The organism is Kribbella amoyensis (assembly GCF_007828865.1).
Lineage (GTDB): Bacteria > Actinomycetota > Actinomycetes > Propionibacteriales > Kribbellaceae > Kribbella > Kribbella amoyensis.
The window spans coordinates 5,990,723-6,010,051 of the sequence record NZ_VIVK01000001.1; the positions used below are offsets into that span (position 1 = coordinate 5,990,723).

A 19,329-nucleotide genomic window follows, 5' to 3' on the forward strand; every position below is an offset into this window, starting at 1 on the left:
CCGGTCCGGCGTCAGCGGGCCCGGAAGGCGCGCTCGATGTCGGCGGTCGCGAGGACGCCGTACACCTTGCCCTGCTGGTCGAGGACGAGGTACTCCGAGGACGGGTTCTCGCGGAGTGTGGAGAGGATCTCCTCGCCGGTGTCGTTGACCCCGATGATGTGGCCGGCGCCGATCCGGGTGGCCACCTCGCCGACGTTGGTCCACGGCCGCTGGTTCGGCGCGATCGAGGTGACGGCGGACTCCTTGACCAGGGCGTGCGGCTTGCCTTCGCCGTCGATCACCACGACGGCGCCGGCGTGTGCCTCGGCGGCCAGCCGGACGGCCTCGGAGACCGGGGTGGTGGCGTGCACGGCGATCGCCCGGCGGGCCAGCGTCCGGACCTGCAGGGCCGGCAGCTTGCGCTTCAGCCGGGCCTGCATCAGCGAGGCGGTGGAGCCCATCCAGAGGAAGAAGCCGACGGCGAGCGCGATGACGAAGTCGATGACCGTCGGTTGCCGGTCGAAGAACTCCTCCAGCAGCACCGGCGCGGCGAGCACGGCGATCGCGATCAGCCGGCCGGCCCAGGCGGCCGCGATGGTGCCGGTGTGCATGTTGCCGCTGAACTTCCAGACCACGGCCCGCAGCACCCAGCCACCGTCCAGCGGCAGGCCGGGCAGCAGGTTGGTCACGCCGACGATCAGGTTCGCGATCGCGAGCTGCAGGACCACGGCGTAGGTGACGCCCTCGTCCAGCGCCCGCGAGCCGGCGTACGCCAGGCCGCCGACCAGGAGCGACGCGATCGGCCCGACGACCGAGACCGCGAACTCCTCCAGCGGCGACTTGCGCTCCCCCTCGATGTGGGTGCCGGCCGCGAAGAAGCCGAGGTTGATCTCCGTGACCGAGATCTTGAACTTCAGCGCCATCAACGCGTGCGCGAGCTCGTGCAGCAGCACCGACACGGTGAACGCGACGACGAACGCGAACGACGCGAAGTACCGCCAGCCACCGGCCAGGTACGGGAACTGCTGGGCGATGATCGTGGAGAACCCGATCGCCAGCAGCACCGCCACCGGTAGCCACGTGAACCGCATGGTCAACTGGATTCCCCGGACACGACCGAGTACCCAGGTGCCGGGCGGTGGGCCGGCGGGCTGGGCTGGGCTGTGCGGATCGCGCGACTCTGACATCGAGGCCAACGCTATCGGTCCCGTGGTAACTCCGCGCTACACGGCCACGGTGAGCCGGGCCGAGTAGCCCTGCTCGACACTCCCCGTGACGGTCGCGAGCTGACGGGTACCGCCGTCGTCGCCGAACACCATGTCGCTGGTCAGCGAGGTCCGGGCGAGGTTCTCGGTACTCCCGTCGTACCCGCTGGTCGCGTAGACGGCCTGGCACGGCTCGGCCGGGAACGCGAGCTGGGAGGTCGCGCTGATCTTGCCGGCCGCGGTCGCCTCGGACAGCGACGAGTACACCTCGAAGTGGATGTGCGGCCACCGCCCGCTGTACGCCGCCGGGTAGATCGAGGTGAACGTGACCTTGCCGTCCGCGTCCGCCGCCTGGACGCCGCGCAGGTAGTTCTCGGACGCGATCTCGTCGTCGTACAGCGAGTACCGGCCCTTGGCGTCGCAGTGCCACAGATAGACCGCGGCGCCTTCCAACGGGGTGCACCTGGCGGCGTCCTGGACGACGAGCTCGACCGTGAGCGGGACACCCTCGGCGACGCCGCTCGCGGATCCGAACGACTTGGTCAGGTCGCTCCGGACGATGCCGGACTCGGTCAGGACGTTGGGACCGTTCGACCCGTCGCCCGGGTACGGCCCGGCCGTCTCCTCGGGGATCTCCTCGACACACGAGACGGCCCCGGTACTCGGGGTACCGGACGTGGTCGGCGTACCGGAGGTGGTCGGCGAGGTGCCGGCCGTACTCCCCGAGGTCGCGTCGTCCGCCGCGCAGCCGGCCAGGGCGACCAGGCCCGCGCCCGCGAAGAGACGCAGGACGTTCCGCCGGCGGAGGGTGGCGAGGTCGTACTCCAGGCCGAGGTCGTGCTCGTGCGGGACTGCCATGGCGCTCTCCTTGTCATTGCTGGTGTGTCCAGCGTGTCGAGCCCGGCCGATGGTTCCCCGAAAGTCCGCTGGGAGTTCGCTGTGAGCTGGGAACCGGCGTTGTCCACAGGTCCGGGTGGCGGTCGAGCGAAGTGTCGGCGGTCTCCCCTAGGGTTTCGGACATGAGCGTTGCAGCCGAGCCCGACGTGCACCGTCACCCGCAGGGGGCGCTGTCGCCGTCCCGTGCGGCCGATTTCATGAGCTGCCCGCTCAAGTACAGGTTCCGCGTGATCGACCGGCTGCCCGAGAAGCCGTCGTCGGCCGCCGTCCGCGGCACCGTCGTGCACGCCGTGCTGGAGCGGCTGTACGACCTGCCGCGCGGGCAGCGCACGCTCGACGAGGCCGCCCGGATGTTGGAGCCGCAGTGGCAGCAGCTGCTCGCCGACGAGCCCGAGGTCGCCGAGTTGTTCGCCGAGGACGCCGACGGCGCGGAGCTGGCCAAGTGGCTCGCCGAGGCCCACCAGTTGCTCGGCAAGTACTTCACCCTCGAGGACCCGAACGCGCTGGAGCCGGCCGAGCGCGAGCTGTACGTCGAGACCGCACTCGACTCCGGCCTGGTCCTGCGCGGGTACGTCGACCGGCTGGACGTGGCGCCGACCGGCGAGATCCGGGTGGTCGACTACAAGACCGGGCGCTCGCCGTCGGAGTTCTTCGAGGCGAAGGCGCTGTTCCAGATGAAGTTCTACGCGCTGGTGCTGTGGCGGCTGCGGGGCGTCGTCCCGGCGATGCTGCAGCTGGTCTACCTCGGCAACGGCGAGATCGTCCGGTACGTGCCGGACGAGGCCGACCTGCGCGCCTGCGAGCGGAAGATCTCGGCGCTCTGGACGGCGATCACCCGCGCGCTGGAGTCCGGCGACTGGCGGCCCAGCCCCGGTCCGCTCTGCGACTGGTGCGACCACAAGGCGATCTGCCCGGCCTGGGGCGGTACTCCCCCGCCGCTGCCGACCCGCTCCGTCGAAGAGGTCGCGCACGAGTCCGCCGGGGTCGATCTGGTCGGCGTCGACGGCTGATCACAGGGGTGGGCGAGATGTGGCGACGCGGCGTTGAGGGATCGGTCACACCGCGTGGAGCCAGGTCGATGCGGAACCCAACCGGTTGTCTCGGATAACGTCCGCCCTATGAGTCATCCGCATCCTGAGCTCGGTCAGCCGCCCCGCCTTCCCGACGACGCCCTGCGGGTGGTGGCGCTCGGCGGTCTCGGCGAGATCGGCCGCAACATGACCGTGTTCGAGCACCGCGGCAAGCTGCTGGTGGTGGACTGTGGCGTGCTGTTCCCCGAGGAGCACCAGCCCGGCGTCGACGTGATCCTGCCCGACTTCAGCTGGATCCGGGACCGGCTCGACCAGGTCGAGGCGATCGTGCTGACGCACGGCCACGAGGACCACATCGGCGGCGTGCCGTACCTGCTGAAGGAGCGCGGCGACATCCCGCTGATCGGCTCCAAGCTGACGCTCGCGTTCATCACCTCCAAGCTCAAGGAACACCGGCTCAAGCCGCAGACCGTCGAGGTCAAGGAGGGCGACCGGCGCAAGGCCGGCCCGTTCGACCTGGAGTTCCTCGCCGTCAACCACTCGATCCCGGACGGCCTCGCGGTCGCGATCCGGACCCGGGCGGGCCTGGCCCTGCACACCGGCGACTTCAAGATGGACCAGTTCCCGCTGGACCGCCGGCTCACCGACCTGCGCGGGTTCGCCCGGCTCGGCGAGGAGGGCGTGGACCTGTTCCTGACCGACTCGACGAACGCCGACGTGCCCGGGTTCACCACCGCGGAGAAGGACCTCGGCCCGGCCATCGAGGCCGTCTTCCGGACCGCGCCCGGCCGCATCATCGTGTCCAGCTTCGCCAGCCACGTGCACCGGATCCAGCAGGTGCTGGACGCGGCCAAGGCGGGCGGCCGGAAGGTGGCCTTCGTCGGCCGCTCGATGGTGCGCAACATGGGCATCGCCCGCGACCTGGGGTACCTGAGCGTGCCGAAGGGGCTGATCGTCGACCTCAAGGAGCTCGAGCAGCTGCCGGACCACAAGGTCACGCTGGTCTGCACCGGGTCCCAGGGCGAGCCGATGGCCGCGCTGTCCCGGATGGCGAACCGCGACCACATGATCCGGATCGGCGAGGGCGACACGGTCCTGATGGCCAGCTCGCTGATCCCGGGCAACGAGAACGCGATCTACGCGGTGATCAACGGCCTGATCCGCTGGGGCGCGAACGTCGTCCACAAGGGCAACGCCAAGGTGCACGTCTCCGGCCACGCCAGCGCCGGCGAGCTGGTGTACTGCTACAACCTGGTCAAGCCGCGCAACGTGATGCCGGTGCACGGCGAGTTCCGGCACCTCAAGGCGAACGCGGCCCTCGCGATCAACACCGGCCTGCCGGCGGACCGGGCGATCATCGCCGAGGACGGCGTCGTGGTCGACCTGCACAAGGGCCGGGCGAAGATCACCGGCAAGGTCGACGCGGGGTACGTGTACGTCGACGCGATGACGGTCGGCGGCGTCACCGAGGCGAACCTCAAGGACCGGCGCACGCTCGGCCAGGAGGGCGTCGTCACCGTCGTCCTGATCGTCGACGCGCACACCGGCAAGCTGGCCGAGCCGCCGGACTTTCTGGCCCGCGGGTTCGTCCACGACGACACCACCTTCAAGCCGCTCGTTCCGGTCATCGAGGACGCGCTGCGCAAGGCGGCGTCCGAGGCGATCGGCGACGCGGTCCAGCTGGAGCAGCTGGTCGGTCGCGCGGTCGGCCACTGGACCCACCGGCACTGGCACCGCCGCCCGGTCGTCATCCCGGTCGTCATCGACGCCTGAGCATCAGCGCCTGCAGGGACCCGGCCGGTCCTGAACCGGCCGGGACGTGGACTGGACCTCGGCGGGGTCGGCGCACCTTGGGGCGGATAGCGTTCAGCCCATGACCGCGGAACCAGTGCCCGGCGACCAGGCCGGCCCGATACTCGTCGACCAGGCGGTGGCGATCAGGACCCTCGGACTGGTCCGCAGTTACGGCAGCGGCGAGACCCGGATCGACGCGCTCGCCGGCGTCGACGTCGAGCTCGGCCGCGGCCGGTTCACCGCGGTGATGGGCCCCTCCGGGTCCGGGAAGTCGACGCTGCTGCACTGCCTGGCCGGCCTGGACCGGCCGACCGGCGGCCAGGTACTGCTCGGCGACACCGATCTCACCCGGCTGGACGAGCGGTCGCTGACGCATCTGCGCCGGGACCGGATCGGCTTCGTCTTCCAGGCGTTCAACCTGGTCCCGACCCTGACCGCGCTGGAGAACATCACCCTCCCCCTCGACCTGGCCGGCCGCAAGCCGGACCAGGCCTGGCTCGACACCGTGATCGCGACCGTCGGCCTGGCGGACCGGCTCCGGCACAAGCCGGCCGAGCTGTCCGGCGGGCAGCAGCAGCGGGTCGCGTGTGCACGGGCCCTGGTCTCCCGGCCGGACGTGGTGTTCGCCGACGAGCCGACCGGCAACCTCGACTCCAAGGCGTCCGCGGACGTGCTCGGCTTCCTGCATCGCTCGGTCCGCGAGTTCGGCCAGACCGTGGTGATGGTGACCCACGACCCGACCGCCGCGGCCTACGCGGACCGGGTGCTGTTCCTCGCCGATGGGCGGGTCCGGTCCGAGCTGGTCGACCCGACCGCCGAGTCCGTGCTGGAGCTGATGAAGCAGCTGGACGGGACTGCCTGATGCTCAAGCTGGGCCTCCGCTCGGTGCTGGCCCACCGGCTGCGGTTCGTGCTGTGCACGGTCGCCGTCCTGCTCGGGATCGGGTTCGTCAGCGGCGCGATGATCTTCACCGACACGCTCTCCGCGGCCCTGAAGAAGAACTTCGCCGGCAGTACCGCCGACCTCACTGTGACCACCGCGCCCGGCCCGAACGACCCGGGTACCGAGGACGGCCGCACAGCAACCCTGACCAGTGACATCGCGCACCGGATCGCCACGGTGCCCGGGGTGGCGAGCGCGGACGCCCAGCTGCTGCTGCCGGGCATCGAGATCCTCGGCAAGGACGGCAAGCCGATCGAGAACTACGGCCTGCAGGCGTACGCGGCGAGCTGGCCGCACGACCAGGCCGGCGCACCGTTCACGGTCGTCCAGGGCAAGCCGCCGTGGGGTCAGGGTCAGGTCTCGCTCGACCAGACCACCGCGCGCCGGGAGGGGTACGAGCTCGGCCAGGAGGTCAAGATCGTCACCCCGGCCAAGTCGGTGACGGCGACCCTGACCGCGATCACCACACCGGCCCTGGCCGGCGAGGCCGCGGGGGCACCGCTGGTCGCCTTCGATCCGGCGAGCGCCCAGCTCCTGCTCCTCGGCAAGGCCGGCTGGACGTCGATCGCCGTCTCGGTGCAGCCCGGCCAGGACCACGAGGCGGTCCGTCAGGCGGTCGCGAACGAGCTGGGCTCCGGCCCGTACACCGTGCGGACCGCGGCCCAGGTCTCCGCCGACGGGAAGAACGCGCTCGACGACGTCTTCGGCGGCTTCAGCACCGTCCTGATCCTCTTCGCCGCGCTGGCCTTGTTCGTCGGCGCGTTCCTGATCGTCAACACGTTCGCGATGGTGGTCGCGCAAAGGTCCCGCGAGCTGGCCATGCTCCGCGCGATCGGCGCCTCCCGGTCCCAGGTCACCGGGACCGTGCTCGCCGAGGCCGTGGTGATCGGCGCCGTCGGCTCGACGGCCGGCCTCGTCCTCGGGATCGCGGTCGCCGGCGGTATCCAGCTCTTCTACCAGACCCTCGACCTCGCCATCCCGTCCGCGAACCTGCAGATCGGCGCGGCCACCGTCATCGCGAGCTACGTCCTCGGCATCGGCATCACCCTGGCCGCGGCGTACCCGGCGGCTCGGCGGGCGGGCAAGCTCCCACCGGTCGCCGCGATGCGCGAGGACCACACCGTCCCCGAACGGTCCCTCGTGGTCCGGCTCGTCCTCGGCGGCTTCCTGCTGCTGATGGCGCTCATGCTGATCGCCATCGCCTTGGCGGCCCGCGGACTTCCCGGGACCGTCCTGCTCGCGTTCGGAGCGGCGCTCACCCTGCTCGGGATCGTCCTGATCAGCCCCTTGATCAGCCGGTACGCCGTCCGCTGGCTGATGGCCCCGTTCGGCCGGAGGGCCCCGGTGACGCTGGGCCGGCGCAACGCCGAGCGCAATCCCCGCCGGACCTCGGCCACCGCCTCGGCGCTGATGATCTCGCTCGCGCTGGTCAGCGGGCTCGTGGTGATCGCGGCGTCGGCGAAAGCCTCGGTGGACAAGGGCATCTCGGACGCGATCGGGACCGCCGAGTTCGTCGTCGTGAACGAGGGCGGCGGCGGCTTCAGCCCCCAGGTCGGCGACCGGATCGCCGCCGTCCCGGGCATCGCGGGCGTGCACCGGATCCGCCAGCTCCCGGCCAGGGCCGGCAAGACCCCGGTCGCCGTGTCCGGGGTCTCGGACGACACGCTGAAGGGCCCGATCACGGTCGCCGTCGACGAGGGCAGCGTCGACCGCCTCGGCCAGGGCGAGGTGGTCGTCCCCCGCAACCTGGCCAACGAGCTCAAGCTGTCCGTCGGCGGCAAGCTCGAGCTGACCACCACCAGCGGCACCCGGTCGCTGCCGGTCGGCGCCGTGATCGCGACGAACCGGCAGGTGGACGCCGTCCTGGTCTCCCTCGGCACCTTCGCCGAGATCGGTGGCCCCGGCACCGACCGGACCCTGTACGTCGACGTTGCCGAAGGCACCGATCTCGGCCAGGTCCGGCAGGCCGTGCTCGACCGGCTGACGGACTACCCGTCGTTGCTCGTCCGCGACCAGCAGGCGTACGCCGCGGGCGAACGCGCGCCGATCAACGCGATCCTCGGCGTCGTCGGCGCGTTGCTCGGACTGGCGATCCTGATCGCGCTGCTCGGCATCGTCAACACGCTGGCGCTGGGCGTGGTCGAGCGGACCCGGGAGATCGGGCTGCTCCGCGCGATCGGGATGGACGGGCCGCAGCTGCGCCGGATGCTCCAGGTGGAGTCGATCGCGATCGCGGTGCTCGGGGCGCTGCTCGGCCTGGTGATCGGGGTGCTGTTCGGCTCGATGGTGCAGAAGGTGATGTCCGACGACGGTCTCGCTGTCCTCGACATCCCGGTGCTCCAGCTGCTGCTCGCGGTCCTGGTCGCCGCGGCCGTCGGCGTACTCGCCGCCATCTGGCCGTCCCGCCGCGCGGCCCGCCTCGACGTCCTCCGGGCGATCTCCACCGAATGAACCGGCCCGGCGCGGGAAGCGTCAGGGAGTGATGCCGTGGCTGCGCAGCGTCCGCTTGGCCCAACCGCAACCTGGTGAGAGGGTCCCCAAACCGGCATTGACCGGTAGCCTGCCGGTGTGCCGGGCAGCGTCCAGTCGATCGAGCGAGCTGCCGCAGTGCTGCGTCTGCTCGCCGCTGCCCAGAACGGCCTCGGGGTCGCCGATCTGGGCAACGCTCTCGGCCTGCCGAAGCCGACCGTGCACGGGATCCTGCGCACGTTGCACCAGGTCGGGTTCGTCGAGCAGGACCACAGCGGGGCGCATTACCACCTGAGCGACGCCTTCGGCCGGCTCGGTGAGACGTACCTGGATCCGAACGAGCTGCGCAGCCGGGCGATCAACTGGGCCGACTCGCTCGCGTCCCGCAGCGGCGAGGTGGTCCGGGTGGGCCGGCTGGTCGAGGGCAAGGTCGTGGTCGTGCACCACGTGTTCCGCCCCGACGACAGCGACCAGAACCTGGACGTCGGGACCACGTTGCCGCCGCACGCGTGCGCGCTCGGCAAAGCCGTGCTGGCTTTCGATACCAGCGGAGCCGCGAAACCGCGCAGACTGGAAGCGTTCACGACCAGGACGATCGTGGATCCGGCCCGGCTGGCCGAAGAGCTGGCCGCGGTCCGGACGAAGGGGTGGGCCGGGGAGTTCGAGGAGCACACCGTGGAACTGGCGGGGATCGCGGCGCCGATCCGCGGGCTGGGTGGACTGGTGGTCGGGGCGGTCGGGCTGACCGGCCGGATCGAACGGATCTGCGACAGCCGGCTGCGGCACCGTGCCGACCTGGTCACCATGGTGCGCGCCGCTGCCGAGGCGATCGGCCGGGACCTGCGGGAGGACCGTTGACGGCCGGACCACTCAGGGGGCGTGGGAAACCACGGGTCAGCAGGATCAGCCAAGGTGGCGGGGAGGACGCCTGATGGCAGAACAGTTCGTAGCGGCGGTGGACCAGGGGACGAATTCGACCAGGTGCATCCTGTTCGACCGGCGCGGCCGGCTCGTCTCGGTGGCCCAGCGCGAGCACAAGCAGCATTTTCCGAAACCCGGCTGGGTCGAGCACGACGCGGAGGAGATCTGGCGCAACGTCACCCGGGTGGTCCCGGCCGCGGTGCGCCAGATCGGCGCCGATCCGGGCCAGATCGTTGCCATCGGCATCACCAACCAGCGGGAGACCAGTCTGCTCTGGGACCGCCGGACCGGGCAGCCGATCGGGCACGCGGTGGTCTGGCAGGACACCCGGACCGACCGGCTGATCACCGAACTGGCCGGCGACGAGGGGGTCGACCGGTACGCCGATCTGTGCGGCTTGCCGTTGACTACGTACTTCTCGGCACCGCGGTTGCGCTGGATGCTCGACCACACCCCCGGGCTGCACGCCCGGGCGGAACGCGGCGAGGTCCTGTTCGGCACGATGGAGAGCTGGCTGATCTGGAACTTCACCGGCGGCCCGGCCGGCGGACTGCACGTGACCGACGTGACGAACGCCAGCCGGACGATGCTGATGAACATCGAGACGCTGGAGTGGGACGACACCCTGCTGGACGCGTTCGGCGTCCCGAAGACCGTGCTGCCGGAGATCCGGCCGTCGTCCGGCGTGTTCGCGACGGCGACCGAGGTACTGCCGGGAGTACGGATCGGGGCCGCGCTCGGCGACCAGCAGGCGGCGCTGTTCGGCCAGACCTGTTTCAGTCCCGGCGAGGCGAAGTGCACGTACGGCACCGGGTCGTTCCTGCTGCTCAACACGGGCAAGGAGATCGTCCGGTCGACGCACGGCATGCTCACCACTGTCGCGTACCAGATCGGCCCGCAACCCGCGGCGTACGCGCTGGAGGGGTCGATGGCGGTGACCGGCTCGCTGGTGCAGTGGTTCCGCGACGGGCTCGGCCTGATCCACACCGCGGCCGAGATCGAGACGCTGGCGCGGACCGTGGAGGACAACGGCGGGGCGTACATCGTGCCCGCGTTCTCCGGGTTGTTCGCGCCGCACTGGCGGAGCGAGGCGCGCGGCGTGATCGCGGGGCTCACGTCGTACATCACCAAGGGGCACCTGGCCCGGGCGGTGCTGGAGGCGACCGGGTTCCAGACGCTCGAGGTGGTGAACGCGATGAACGCGGACTCGGGGATCGCGCTGACCGCGCTCAAGGTGGACGGCGGGATGACCGCGAACAACCTGCTGATGCAGTTCCTCGCCGACCTGCTCGACGTCCCCGTGGTCCGGCCGATGGTGACCGAGACGGTCTCCCTCGGCGCGGCGTACGCGGCCGGCCTGGCCGTCGGCTACTGGCCCGACCTGCAGGGTCTGCGGAGCAACTGGCACCGGGCCGGCCAGTGGGTGCCGCACATGGAGGACGACCGGCGGACCAGCGAGTACGCGAACTGGCAGTCCGCCGTCGAACGCACCTTCGGCTGGATCCGCCCGGACCAGTAGTTGCCCGCAGCTCCTGGTCGCGGGACCTCACGGCGCCGCGACCAGGAGCTGCTCAGATCGGTGAGACGATGTCCGGCGCTTCCAGCCGGACCTTGTCGGCCGACTCGTCGTCGGGCTGGTCCTGGGAGTCGCGCTCGGACTGGACCCGGCGCAGGTAGTACGACACCTCGCGCTCGATCGTCTGCTCGTCCCAGCCGAGCACCGGGGCCATCAGCCTTGCGGCCGCCTCGGCCGTCCCGACCCCGCGGTCCCAGGCCTCGATCGAGATCCGGGTCCGCCTTGCCAGCGCGTCGTCCAGGTGCCGGGCGCCCTCGGCCCGGGCCGCGTAGACGATCTCGGCCTTCAGGTAGTCCTGCGCGCCGGGCAGCTGCTCGCCGAGCGACGGGTCCTCCTCGACCAGGTCGAGCACCTCCTCGACCAGGGCGCCGTACCGGTTCAGCAGATGCTCGATCCGGGCCACGTGCAGGCCCGACCGCTGCGCGATCAGGTGCCGCTGGTTCCACAGCGCGTGGTACCCGTCGGCGCCGACCAGCGGGAGGTTCTTGGTGACCGACTTCGGCACCCGCCCGTCCAGCGCGTTCGCGGCCGCGTCGATCGCGTCCTTGGCCATCACCCGGTACGTCGTGTACTTGCCGCCGGCCACCACCACAAGCCCGGGGGCCGCGTGCGCGACGACGTGCTCGCGGGACAGCTTGGAGGTGCTCTCCGACTCCCCTGCCAGCAGCGGCCGCAGTCCGGCGTACACGCCCTCCACGTCCTCGCGGGTCAGCGGCGTGGTCAGCACCGCGTTCACGTGGTCGAGCAGGTACTCGATGTCCTTGCTGGTCGCGGCCGGGTGGGCCTTGTCCAGGTGCCAGTCGGTGTCGGTGGTCCCGATCAGCCAGTGCCGGCCCCACGGGATGATGAACAGCACGGACTTCTCGGTCCGCAGGATCATCCCGCTGCTGGACTGGATCCGGTCCTTCGGCACCACCAGGTGGATGCCCTTCGACGCGCGGACGTGGTACTGCCCGCGTTCGCCCACCATCGCCTGCGTCTCGTCGGTCCAGACCCCGGTCGCGTTCACGACCTGCTTGGCCCGGATCTCGAACTCACGGCCGCTCTCCAGGTCCTTGGCCTGGACCCCGGTGACCCGCTCGCCCTGCCGGACGAACCCGGTCACCTTCACCCGGTTCGCGACGTGGGCACCGTAGGAGGCGGCCGTCCGGGCCAGCTCCATCGTGTGCCGGGCGTCGTCCACCTGGGCGTCGTAGTACTGGATCGCGCCGACCAGGGCGGACTTCTTCAGGCTCGGGACCAGCCGCATCGCCCCGCGCCGGGTCAGGTGCCGATGGATCGGCAGCCCGGCCCCGTGGCCGGAGCTGAACGCCATCCCGTCGTACAGGGCCACGCCGGCGCCCGCGTAGAACCGCTCCCACCCGCGGTGCTGCAGCGGGTACAGGAAGGGCACCGGCTTGACCAGGTGCGGCGCCAGGCGCTGCAGGAGCAGACCGCGCTCCTGCAACGCCTCGTGCACCAGCCGGAAGTCCAGCATCTCGAGATACCGCAGTCCGCCATGGACCAGCTTGCTGGACCGGCTGGAGGTCCCACTCGCGAAGTCGCGGGCCTCCAGCAGTCCCGTGGTCAGACCCCGGGTCGCGGCGTCGAGCGCCGATCCGGTGCCGACCACCCCGCCACCGATCACCAGGACGTCCAGTTCCCGGCCGTCCGCCATCGCGTCGATGGCCTCGGTCCTCGCCTGCGGTGACAGAGCCACTACACCCACTGTGCTGTTCCTTCCGGTTGTTCTCGTACTGCGTGTTGCCGGGCCGTCGCCGTCAGTCGACGTCGACCCAGTCCAGGGTGCGCTGGACCGCCTTCTGCCAGCCCGCGTACCCCTTCGCGCGCTGGTCCTCGTTCCACTGTGGCTCCCAGCGCTTCGCCTCGTTCCAGTTCTGCACCAGCTCTTCCTTGGTGTTCCAGAACCCGACCGCCAGGCCGGCCGCGTAGGCCGCCCCGAGGGCCGTGGTCTCCGCGACGACCGGCTTGCTGACCGGGACGCCGAGGATGTCGGCCTGCATCTGCATGCAGAGCTCGTTGGCGGTGATGCCACCGTCCACCTTCAGCACGTCCAGCTTCACGCCGGAGTCCTTCTCCATCGCGTCCGAGACGTCCTTGCTCTGGTAGCAGATCGCTTCCAGTGTTGCTCGGGCCAGGTGGGCGTTGGTGTTGAACCGGGACAGCCCGACGATCGCACCGCGCGCGTCGGACCGCCAGTACGGTGCGAACAGCCCGGAGAACGCCGGCACGAAGTACACGCCGCCGTTGTCCTCGACCTGCCGGGCCAGCGTCTCGGTCTCCGCCGCGCCGGAGATGATGCCGAGCTGGTCCCGCAGCCACTGGACGGCCGACCCGGTCACCGCGATCGAGCCCTCCAGCGCGTACACCGGTGCCTCGTCGCCGAACTTGTAGCACATCGTCGTGAGCAGGCCCGCCTTCGAGCGGACCAGCTCGGTGCCGGTGTTCAGCAGCATGAAGTTGCCGGTGCCGTAGGTGTTCTTGGCCTCGCCGGGGTTGAAGCAGACCTGCCCGACGGTGGCCGCCTGCTGGTCGCCCAGGTCACCGGTCAGCGGCACCACGCCGCCGATCGGGCCGTTCGCCAGCGTCTCGCCGTACTTGCTCGGATCCGACGACGGCCGGATCTCCGGCAGCATCTGCCGCGGGATGTTGAAGAACGAGATCAGCTCGTCGTCCCAGTCGAGCGTCTCCAGGTTCATCAGCATCGTCCGGCTGGCGTTGGTCACATCGGTGATGTGGACGCCGCCGTCGGTCCCGCCGGTGAGGTTCCAGAGCAGCCAGGTGTCGGTGTTGCCGAACACGGCGTCACCGGCCTCGGCGGCCTCGCGGACCCCGTCGACGTTCTCCAGGATCCACTGGACCTTGCCGGCCGAGAAGTACGTCGCCGGTGGCAGCCCGGCCTTCTGCCGGATCACGTCGCCCTTGCCCTCGCGTTCCAGGGCGGAGGCGATCCGGTCGGTCCGGGTGTCCTGCCAGACGATCGCGTTGTAGTAGGGGCGGCCGGTCCGCTTGTTCCAGACCACGGCCGTCTCACGCTGGTTGGTGATCCCGAGCGCCGCCAGGTCGCTCGACTGCAGACCTTTCGCGTTCATCGCGGTGCGGATCACCGAGCTGGTCCGCTCCCAGATCTCCACCGGGTTGTGCTCGACCCAGCCCGCCTGCGGCAGGATCTGCTCGTGCTCCAGCTGGTGGATCGCCACCTCGTTGCCGGAGTGGTCGAAGATCATGAATCGGGTGCTCGTGGTGCCCTGGTCGACGGCACCGACGAAGTCAGCCATGGAACTTCCTCTCCTCACACTGCGCTGTCCTGCGGCGGGTCATGCTGTGGTCTCCGGCTCGGGGACCCGGCCCGGCTCCTCGTCCGCGTCACCGACCGGCAGGTGCCGGCCGACCAGCAGGTCGTAGAGGAACGCGCCGATGAGCGCCCCGACGATCGGTCCCACGATCGGGACCCAGAAATAGGGATCCCCGAACTGGTCCTTGAAGGCTTGCCCTCCGTAGCCGGTGATGGCGGAGGCCAACCGTGGCCCGAAGTCACGCGCCGGGTTGATCGCGTATCCGGCCAGGGTGCCCCAGGCCATCCCGATCCCGACCACCAGCAGCCCGATCAGGAACGGGCCGAGGTTCGCGGCCGGAGCCGTGTTGCGCAGGTCGACGATGGCCAGGATGACCAACATGAGGATCGCGGTACCGATCACCTGGTCGAGCAGACCGCCCCACATCCCGACCCCGAGTTCCACGTTGCCGTTGCCCGGCAGGGTGGAGAACACGCCCTGACTCTTGATTCCGAGATCGGGGTCGAACTTGGTCAGCACCTCGTTGTAGTTCCAGCGGACCACCAGTGCCGCCGCGAACGCGCCGAGGAACTGCGCACCGATGTACGGCAGCACCTTCCGCCAGGCGAACCCGCGGAACGCCGCCAGGGCGATCGTCACCGCGGGATTGATGTGGGCACCGCTGATCCGGGCTGACACGTACACACCCATGGTCACGCCGATACCCCAGGCCCATGCGATCGAGTCGTGATCCCCGATGCCGCCGGCCACCACTTGGGCCACCACGCCGACGCCGAACAGGATCAGGATGAACGTTCCGGCGAACTCGGCCGAACACTCCCCCAGAAGGGTCCGCGCCTTGACCGCCTCGGTCGTAGCCATGCTTGACCTCCCTTCCACCCCGTGACGACCACGGAGAACTGGAATGTAGGAGCGTCTGCGAGGCGGCACAACGCTTGTCGTTCGACATTGTCGAACGGTGCCGGACGGTCCCGGGCCGCGACACTCCGCGCCCGCTCATAAGACCTCTCGGGGCACTGGTCCGACGCTGGAAAAAAGTTGCCCGCAACGGCAACCGGAAGGTGGTCCCGGCGCGTCCTGTCTACGGGACGAGCCTGGGGGAAGGGACGAGATGAACGGCGATTTCAGGAAGTTCGCGGTCCGACGGGAGCGGGCGTTGTACCGCTACGCACATCTGCTCACCGGTGACCACACCGAGGCCGAGGAGCTGACCAGGGACGCGTTGGGGCGGACCCAGGCGACCTGGCGTCGTCATTCGGACACGGCCGGTGCGGAGTTGTACGCCCGTCGGGCCATCACCACCGCCACCGCCGGCCGCTGGCGCCCGCGGACCTGGTTCGCCGACCGCACCCGGGCCGGCCACCCGGCCGTCCCCGCCCACGACAACGTCGCCGCCGACAGCTGGATCCGCGACGAGGTCCAGTCCCTCCCACCCCGCCAGCGGGCCGCCCTGGTGCTGCGCTACTACGAGCGCCTCACCGACGCCGAAGTGGCCCAGATCCTCGGCTGCTCGGTGCCCACCGCGCGGGCCAGGACCAGCCAGGCCCTCGACACCCTCAGATCCCGGCTGGACCCCGAGACGGCGCACCTGGTCGACCAGCTCCTGACCACCCGCGGCGCCGGCTGATCCGAGACACGAGATGCTTGGCCGGTGGACGAGACATTCGCGGCGCTGCTGCGGAGCCGGCGACTGGCTCTTGGCCTGACCCAGGAACGACTGGCCGAGCTGGCGGGCGTGAGTCCCCAGGCGATCGGCATGCTCGAGCGAGGAGTTCGGCGCTTCCCGCAGCGGACGACCCTCGACAAACTCGGTGACGCCTTCGAACTGACTCCGGCGGAACGGACGGCGTTCGAGCAGATCGCCTCCCGGGGCAGGGTCCCGACCGACAGCACCGAGACACCCGGACCGCTGTGGACCGCGCCGCTGCAGTTGCCTGGGGCGACGCCGAACTTCGTCGGCCGGGACGAGCACCTCGACCAGCTGACCGGGTTGCTGACGAACCGGTCAGGTCCCCCGGGCAGTCCGGCGATCGCCACGATCCAGGGCATGCCCGGTGTCGGCAAGACCTCGCTCGCGCTGGTCGTGGCCCACGCGGTGGCGGCCCGGTATCCCGACGGAGTCGTCCACCTCGACCTCCGCGGGTTCGGACCGGGCGAACCGCTGGCGCCGTCGACCGCACTGGCCCGCGTCCTGGAGTCGACCGGGCTCCCCGCCGACGAGCTACCCGCTCGGTTCGAAGACCTGGTGACCACCTTCCGTACCCGCTTCGCCGACCGGCGGGTGCTGTTGGTCCTCGACAACGCGGCCGAGCTCGGTCAGGTCACGCCGCTGATTCCGGCCAGTGCCGGCTGCGGCGTCCTGGTCACCAGCCGCAGGACGCTGACCGCCCTGCAGGCCGGCCGGCATGTCCACCTCGATCCGCTGACCCCCGACGACTCGGTCGAGTTGTTCACGTCGATCACCGGCCGGGACGACCACGATCCCGCCGTACGGCGCATCGCGGAGCTGTGCGGCCACCTCCCGCTGGCCATCACGATCGCCGCGGCCTGGCTGGTGCGCCGCCCGGCCTGGTCCGCCGACGACCTCGCCCTACGCCTCGCCGACGAGTCCCGCCGCCTGGATCTTCTCGGCACCGACGACCTCGACGTCCGCGCCAGCGTCACCTTCTCCATCGACCAGCTCACCGCCGGCGAGAGGCCGGAGGACCTCGCTGCCGCCGATGCCTTCGCGTTGCTCTCGCTCCCTGACGGCCCCGACCTCACTGCCCAGACAGCCGCTCCCCTGCTGGGCTCCTCCGACGCAGCGGCCGACCGCGTCCTCGAGTACCTGGTCGACCTGCACCTGCTGCAGTCGCCGCATCCGGGCCGGTACCGCTTTCACGACCTCGTCCGCACGTACGCCCGCGAGCTCGCCGACGACCTCGATCCGGCGCGCCGGGACAGCGCGTTCGCCCGCTATCTGACCTACTACCTGGCCGCCGGCTGGCGCGCCTGCGAACTGTCCGACGCCGGGAGCGCCCGGTTCGCCTGGTCCGGTCCGGACTGGCGCAGTACCGGACCCGCCTTCACCGAAGCGGGTGCCGGCCTGGACTGGATCGACCGCGAACTGGCGAACATCCTGGCGGTGATCGACCGGACAGGTCAGCGGGAGGACACCGCCGAGACGACCGCCGGTCTGCTGATCGGCCTGTTCGGCTATTTCACCGCCCGCGGCCACCTCGGCGAGTGGCTCGACGCGATCGACCAGATGGTCCACCGGCCGATCGCGCCGTGGAGCCGCGCGCAGTTGCAGGCCGACGCTGCCATCGCCGCGACCGAGTTGGCGCGCTACGACGAGGCGTCCGAACGCTTCGAGGCCGCGGCCGCCGGCTTCGAGGCGGTCGGCGACCTGCGCGGCCAGTCCATGGTCGCGAACAACCATGCCCGCCTCTTCACGCGGCGTCGTCTGTACGACGAAGCCCTCCCCTACGTCGAGCGTGGTCTCGCGATCAACCGCAAGCTCGACAACGACCGTGGCATCAGCTTCTCGCTGGCCGGCCTCGCCGAGATCTACGGCGAACTGGGCCGCCATCACGAAGAGGTCGAGTACACCAAAGAATCCCTCGAGTACCTCGAGCGGTCCGGCAGCACGCGCCACGTCGCCAACACGTTGATCGATCTCGGCGTGGCCCATGCCCGCCTCGGCCGGACCGAACTCGGCGTCGACGAAGCCCGGCAGGGCCTGCGGCAACTGGAGGCGCTGGGACAGGTGGGCAACTGTTCGGACGGGCAGGTCTGGATCGGCTGGATCCTCGCCCTGGCCGGACGGCACCGGGAGGCGGTCGGCAGCTACGAGGAAGGCCTGAGTATCGCGGTGGAGCTCGCGGATCGCCGCCGGGAGGCCAACGCCCGCTTCCGGCTCGGGGTGAGTCAGCTCGCGCTCGGCGACCGGCCGGAGGCGGACCTCAACCTCGACTTCGCGCTCGGCTTCTACCGGGAGCACCGGCCCGAGGTCGCCGACGACATCGAGGCGATCCTGACCGGTGGACCGCCGGCGGCCGCAGCCTTCGCGGCACGCTCCACCATCATCTGACGCCGGGAACCACAGCACCGCCCGGGAGAAACTCGTCCGGGCGGTGCTCGGAGCCGTCTCAGGTGCCCTACTTGCCGGCGGTCTCCGCCGCCTTGAGGGCGTCGGCGGCCTGCTCCTCGGTGGCGTTCTCCGGGAAGTGGCAGGCGGTCTGGTGGCCCGGGGCGAGCTGGATCAGCGGCGGCTCGACCTTCTTGCAGAGGTCCTGCGCCTTCCAGCAGCGGGTGTGGAAGCGGCAGGCCGGCGGCGGGTTGATCGGGCTCGGGACGTCGCCCTGGAGCCGGATCCGCTCGCGCTTGGTCTTGCGGGCCGTGTCCGGGATCGGGACGGCCGAGAGCAGCGCCAGCGTGTACGGGTGCATCGGCTTCTCGTACAGACTGACCCGGTCGGCCAGCTCGACGATCTTGCCGAGGTACATCACCGCGACCCGGTCCGAGACGTGCCGGACCACGGACAGGTCGTGCGCGATCATCACGTAGGTGAGGTCGAACTCCTCCTGCAGATCCTCCAGCAGGTTCACCACCTGGGCCTGGATCGACACGTCCAGCGCGGAGACCGGCTCGTCGGCCACGATCAGCTTCGGCCGCAGCGCCAGGGTGCGGGCGATCCCGATCCGCTGCCGCTGACCGCCGGAGAACTCGTGCGGGTACCGGTTGTAGTGCTCAGGGCTCAGGCCGACCAGCTCGAGCAGGCCCTGGACGGCCTTCTTCACGCCGTGCTCGGTCTTCACGTTCTGCAGCTTGAACGGCGCGCCGACGATCTTGCCGACCGTGTGCCGCGGGTTCAGCGAGCCGTACGGGTCCTGGAAGATCATCTGGACGTCGCGCCGCATCGGCCGCATCCGGCCCTCGGACAGGTGGGTGATGTCCCGGCCCTCGAAGACGATCTTGCCCGCGGTCGGCTCCAGCAACCGGGTCAGCAGCCGGCCCGTGGTCGTCTTGCCACAGCCGGACTCACCGACCAGCGACAGGGTCTCGCCGCGGTTGACGCTGAAGTCGAGACCGTCGACGGCCTGGACCGCGCCGGTCTGACGCTGCAACAGGCCCTTGCGGATCGGGAAGTGCTTCACCAGGCCCTGGACCGACAGCAGCTCCTCGCCCATCGCGGGCACGGTGGCGCCCCGGGTCGGGCCGGCCTCGGTATTGGCAGT

14 protein-coding genes are annotated in these 19,329 nt (G+C 70.5%); 8 read left to right on the forward strand and 6 right to left on the reverse strand.

Annotation, left to right across the window (positions count from 1 at the left end):
* Positions 1-11: 11 nt before the first annotated feature.
* Together FB561_RS28005 and FB561_RS28010 are read right to left on the reverse strand one after the other, a co-directional pair.
* Complete coding sequence (locus tag FB561_RS28005) at positions 12-1,070, reverse strand: site-2 protease family protein (RefSeq protein WP_145811791.1); 1,059 nt, start codon at positions 1,068-1,070, stop codon at positions 12-14.
* Positions 1,071-1,202: 132 nt separating this feature from the next.
* Positions 1,203-2,042: an intradiol ring-cleavage dioxygenase gene (locus FB561_RS28010; RefSeq protein ID WP_145811794.1), complete on the reverse strand. Its 840-nt coding sequence runs from the start codon at positions 2,040-2,042 to the stop codon at positions 1,203-1,205.
* A gap of 161 nt (positions 2,043-2,203) precedes the next feature.
* On the opposite strand from FB561_RS28010, the gene FB561_RS28015 reads away from it, so the two are divergent.
* The 6 genes from FB561_RS28015 to glpK (FB561_RS28040) all read left to right on the forward strand — a co-directional run bounded on the left by FB561_RS28015 (position 2,204) and on the right by glpK (FB561_RS28040) (position 10,757).
* On the forward strand, positions 2,204-3,091 hold the full coding sequence (locus tag FB561_RS28015) for a RecB family exonuclease (RefSeq protein ID WP_145811796.1): 888 nt from the start codon (positions 2,204-2,206) through the stop codon (positions 3,089-3,091).
* A 108-nt stretch (positions 3,092-3,199) separates the two neighbouring features.
* Positions 3,200-4,885: a ribonuclease J gene (locus FB561_RS28020; RefSeq protein WP_145811798.1), complete on the forward strand. Its 1,686-nt coding sequence runs from the start codon at positions 3,200-3,202 to the stop codon at positions 4,883-4,885.
* Positions 4,886-4,985: 100 nt separating this feature from the next.
* A complete protein-coding gene (locus FB561_RS28025; protein ID WP_145811800.1) occupies positions 4,986-5,768 on the forward strand; it encodes an ABC transporter ATP-binding protein in 783 nt (260 codons plus the stop codon).
* Positions 5,768-8,299 carry an ABC transporter permease gene (locus FB561_RS28030; protein WP_145811802.1) on the forward strand — a complete coding sequence of 844 codons (2,532 nt, stop codon included), beginning with the start codon at positions 5,768-5,770 and terminating at the stop codon, positions 8,297-8,299. Before FB561_RS28025 ends, FB561_RS28030 begins: the two co-directional genes overlap by 1 nt.
* Positions 8,300-8,416: 117 nt before the next feature.
* Positions 8,417-9,175: an IclR family transcriptional regulator gene (locus FB561_RS28035; protein WP_145811804.1), complete on the forward strand. Its 759-nt coding sequence runs from the start codon at positions 8,417-8,419 to the stop codon at positions 9,173-9,175.
* Positions 9,176-9,248: 73 nt separating this feature from the next.
* Positions 9,249-10,757 (forward strand): glycerol kinase GlpK, encoded by a 1,509-nt coding sequence (gene glpK, locus FB561_RS28040; RefSeq protein ID WP_145811806.1) that lies wholly within the window; start codon positions 9,249-9,251, stop codon positions 10,755-10,757.
* Positions 10,758-10,809: 52 nt separating this feature from the next.
* On the opposite strand, the gene FB561_RS28045 is transcribed toward glpK (FB561_RS28040), so the two are convergent.
* From FB561_RS28045 to FB561_RS28055, 3 genes are read right to left on the reverse strand one after another with little or no spacing between them, the layout of a single operon-like run.
* Positions 10,810-12,522 (reverse strand): glycerol-3-phosphate dehydrogenase/oxidase, encoded by a 1,713-nt coding sequence (locus FB561_RS28045; protein ID WP_238335099.1) that lies wholly within the window; start codon positions 12,520-12,522, stop codon positions 10,810-10,812.
* A gap of 52 nt (positions 12,523-12,574) precedes the next feature.
* The gene (glpK, locus tag FB561_RS28050; RefSeq protein ID WP_145811808.1) at positions 12,575-14,092 is read right to left on the reverse strand and encodes a glycerol kinase GlpK; all 1,518 of its coding nucleotides are present in this window, start codon (positions 14,090-14,092) and stop codon (positions 12,575-12,577) included.
* A 39-nt stretch (positions 14,093-14,131) separates the two neighbouring features.
* Entirely contained in the window at positions 14,132-14,971 is an 840-nt protein-coding gene (locus FB561_RS28055; protein WP_145811810.1) for an MIP/aquaporin family protein, read from the reverse strand.
* A 250-nt stretch (positions 14,972-15,221) separates the two neighbouring features.
* Between FB561_RS28055 and FB561_RS28060 the strand changes: the two genes are divergently transcribed.
* Together FB561_RS28060 and FB561_RS28065 are read left to right on the forward strand one after the other, a co-directional pair.
* Entirely contained in the window at positions 15,222-15,737 is a 516-nt protein-coding gene (locus FB561_RS28060) for a sigma factor-like helix-turn-helix DNA-binding protein (RefSeq protein ID WP_145811812.1), read from the forward strand.
* Positions 15,738-15,761: 24 nt separating this feature from the next.
* Positions 15,762-18,182 (forward strand): helix-turn-helix domain-containing protein, encoded by a 2,421-nt coding sequence (locus tag FB561_RS28065; RefSeq protein ID WP_145811814.1) that lies wholly within the window; start codon positions 15,762-15,764, stop codon positions 18,180-18,182.
* A gap of 67 nt (positions 18,183-18,249) precedes the next feature.
* Here the strand turns inward: FB561_RS28065 and FB561_RS28070 are convergent, their stop codons facing one another.
* Complete coding sequence (locus tag FB561_RS28070; RefSeq protein WP_145813440.1) at positions 18,250-19,281, reverse strand: ABC transporter ATP-binding protein; 1,032 nt, start codon at positions 19,279-19,281, stop codon at positions 18,250-18,252.
* Between the last annotated feature and the right edge of the window lie 48 nt (positions 19,282-19,329).

What these genes read in the sequence shown, in the direction of transcription:
- FB561_RS28005 (WP_145811791.1), bottom strand. Translation starts at nt 1,070, where the DNA reads ATGCGGTTCACGTGGCTACCGGTGGCGGTGCTGCTGGCGATCGGGTTC.
- FB561_RS28010 (WP_145811794.1), bottom strand. Translation starts at nt 2,042, where the DNA reads ATGGCAGTCCCGCACGAGCACGACCTCGGCCTGGAGTACGACCTCGCC.
- FB561_RS28015 (WP_145811796.1), top strand. Translation starts at nt 2,204, where the DNA reads ATGAGCGTTGCAGCCGAGCCCGACGTGCACCGTCACCCGCAGGGGGCG.
- FB561_RS28020 (WP_145811798.1), top strand. Translation starts at nt 3,200, where the DNA reads ATGAGTCATCCGCATCCTGAGCTCGGTCAGCCGCCCCGCCTTCCCGAC.
- FB561_RS28025 (WP_145811800.1), top strand. Translation starts at nt 4,986, where the DNA reads ATGACCGCGGAACCAGTGCCCGGCGACCAGGCCGGCCCGATACTCGTC.
- FB561_RS28030 (WP_145811802.1), top strand. Translation starts at nt 5,768, where the DNA reads ATGCTCAAGCTGGGCCTCCGCTCGGTGCTGGCCCACCGGCTGCGGTTC.
- glpK (WP_145811806.1), top strand. Translation starts at nt 9,249, where the DNA reads ATGGCAGAACAGTTCGTAGCGGCGGTGGACCAGGGGACGAATTCGACC.
- glpK (WP_145811808.1), bottom strand. Translation starts at nt 14,092, where the DNA reads ATGGCTGACTTCGTCGGTGCCGTCGACCAGGGCACCACGAGCACCCGA.
- FB561_RS28055 (WP_145811810.1), bottom strand. Translation starts at nt 14,971, where the DNA reads ATGGCTACGACCGAGGCGGTCAAGGCGCGGACCCTTCTGGGGGAGTGT.
- FB561_RS28060 (WP_145811812.1), top strand. Translation starts at nt 15,222, where the DNA reads ATGAACGGCGATTTCAGGAAGTTCGCGGTCCGACGGGAGCGGGCGTTG.
- FB561_RS28070 (WP_145813440.1), bottom strand. Translation starts at nt 19,281, where the DNA reads ATGGGCGAGGAGCTGCTGTCGGTCCAGGGCCTGGTGAAGCACTTCCCG.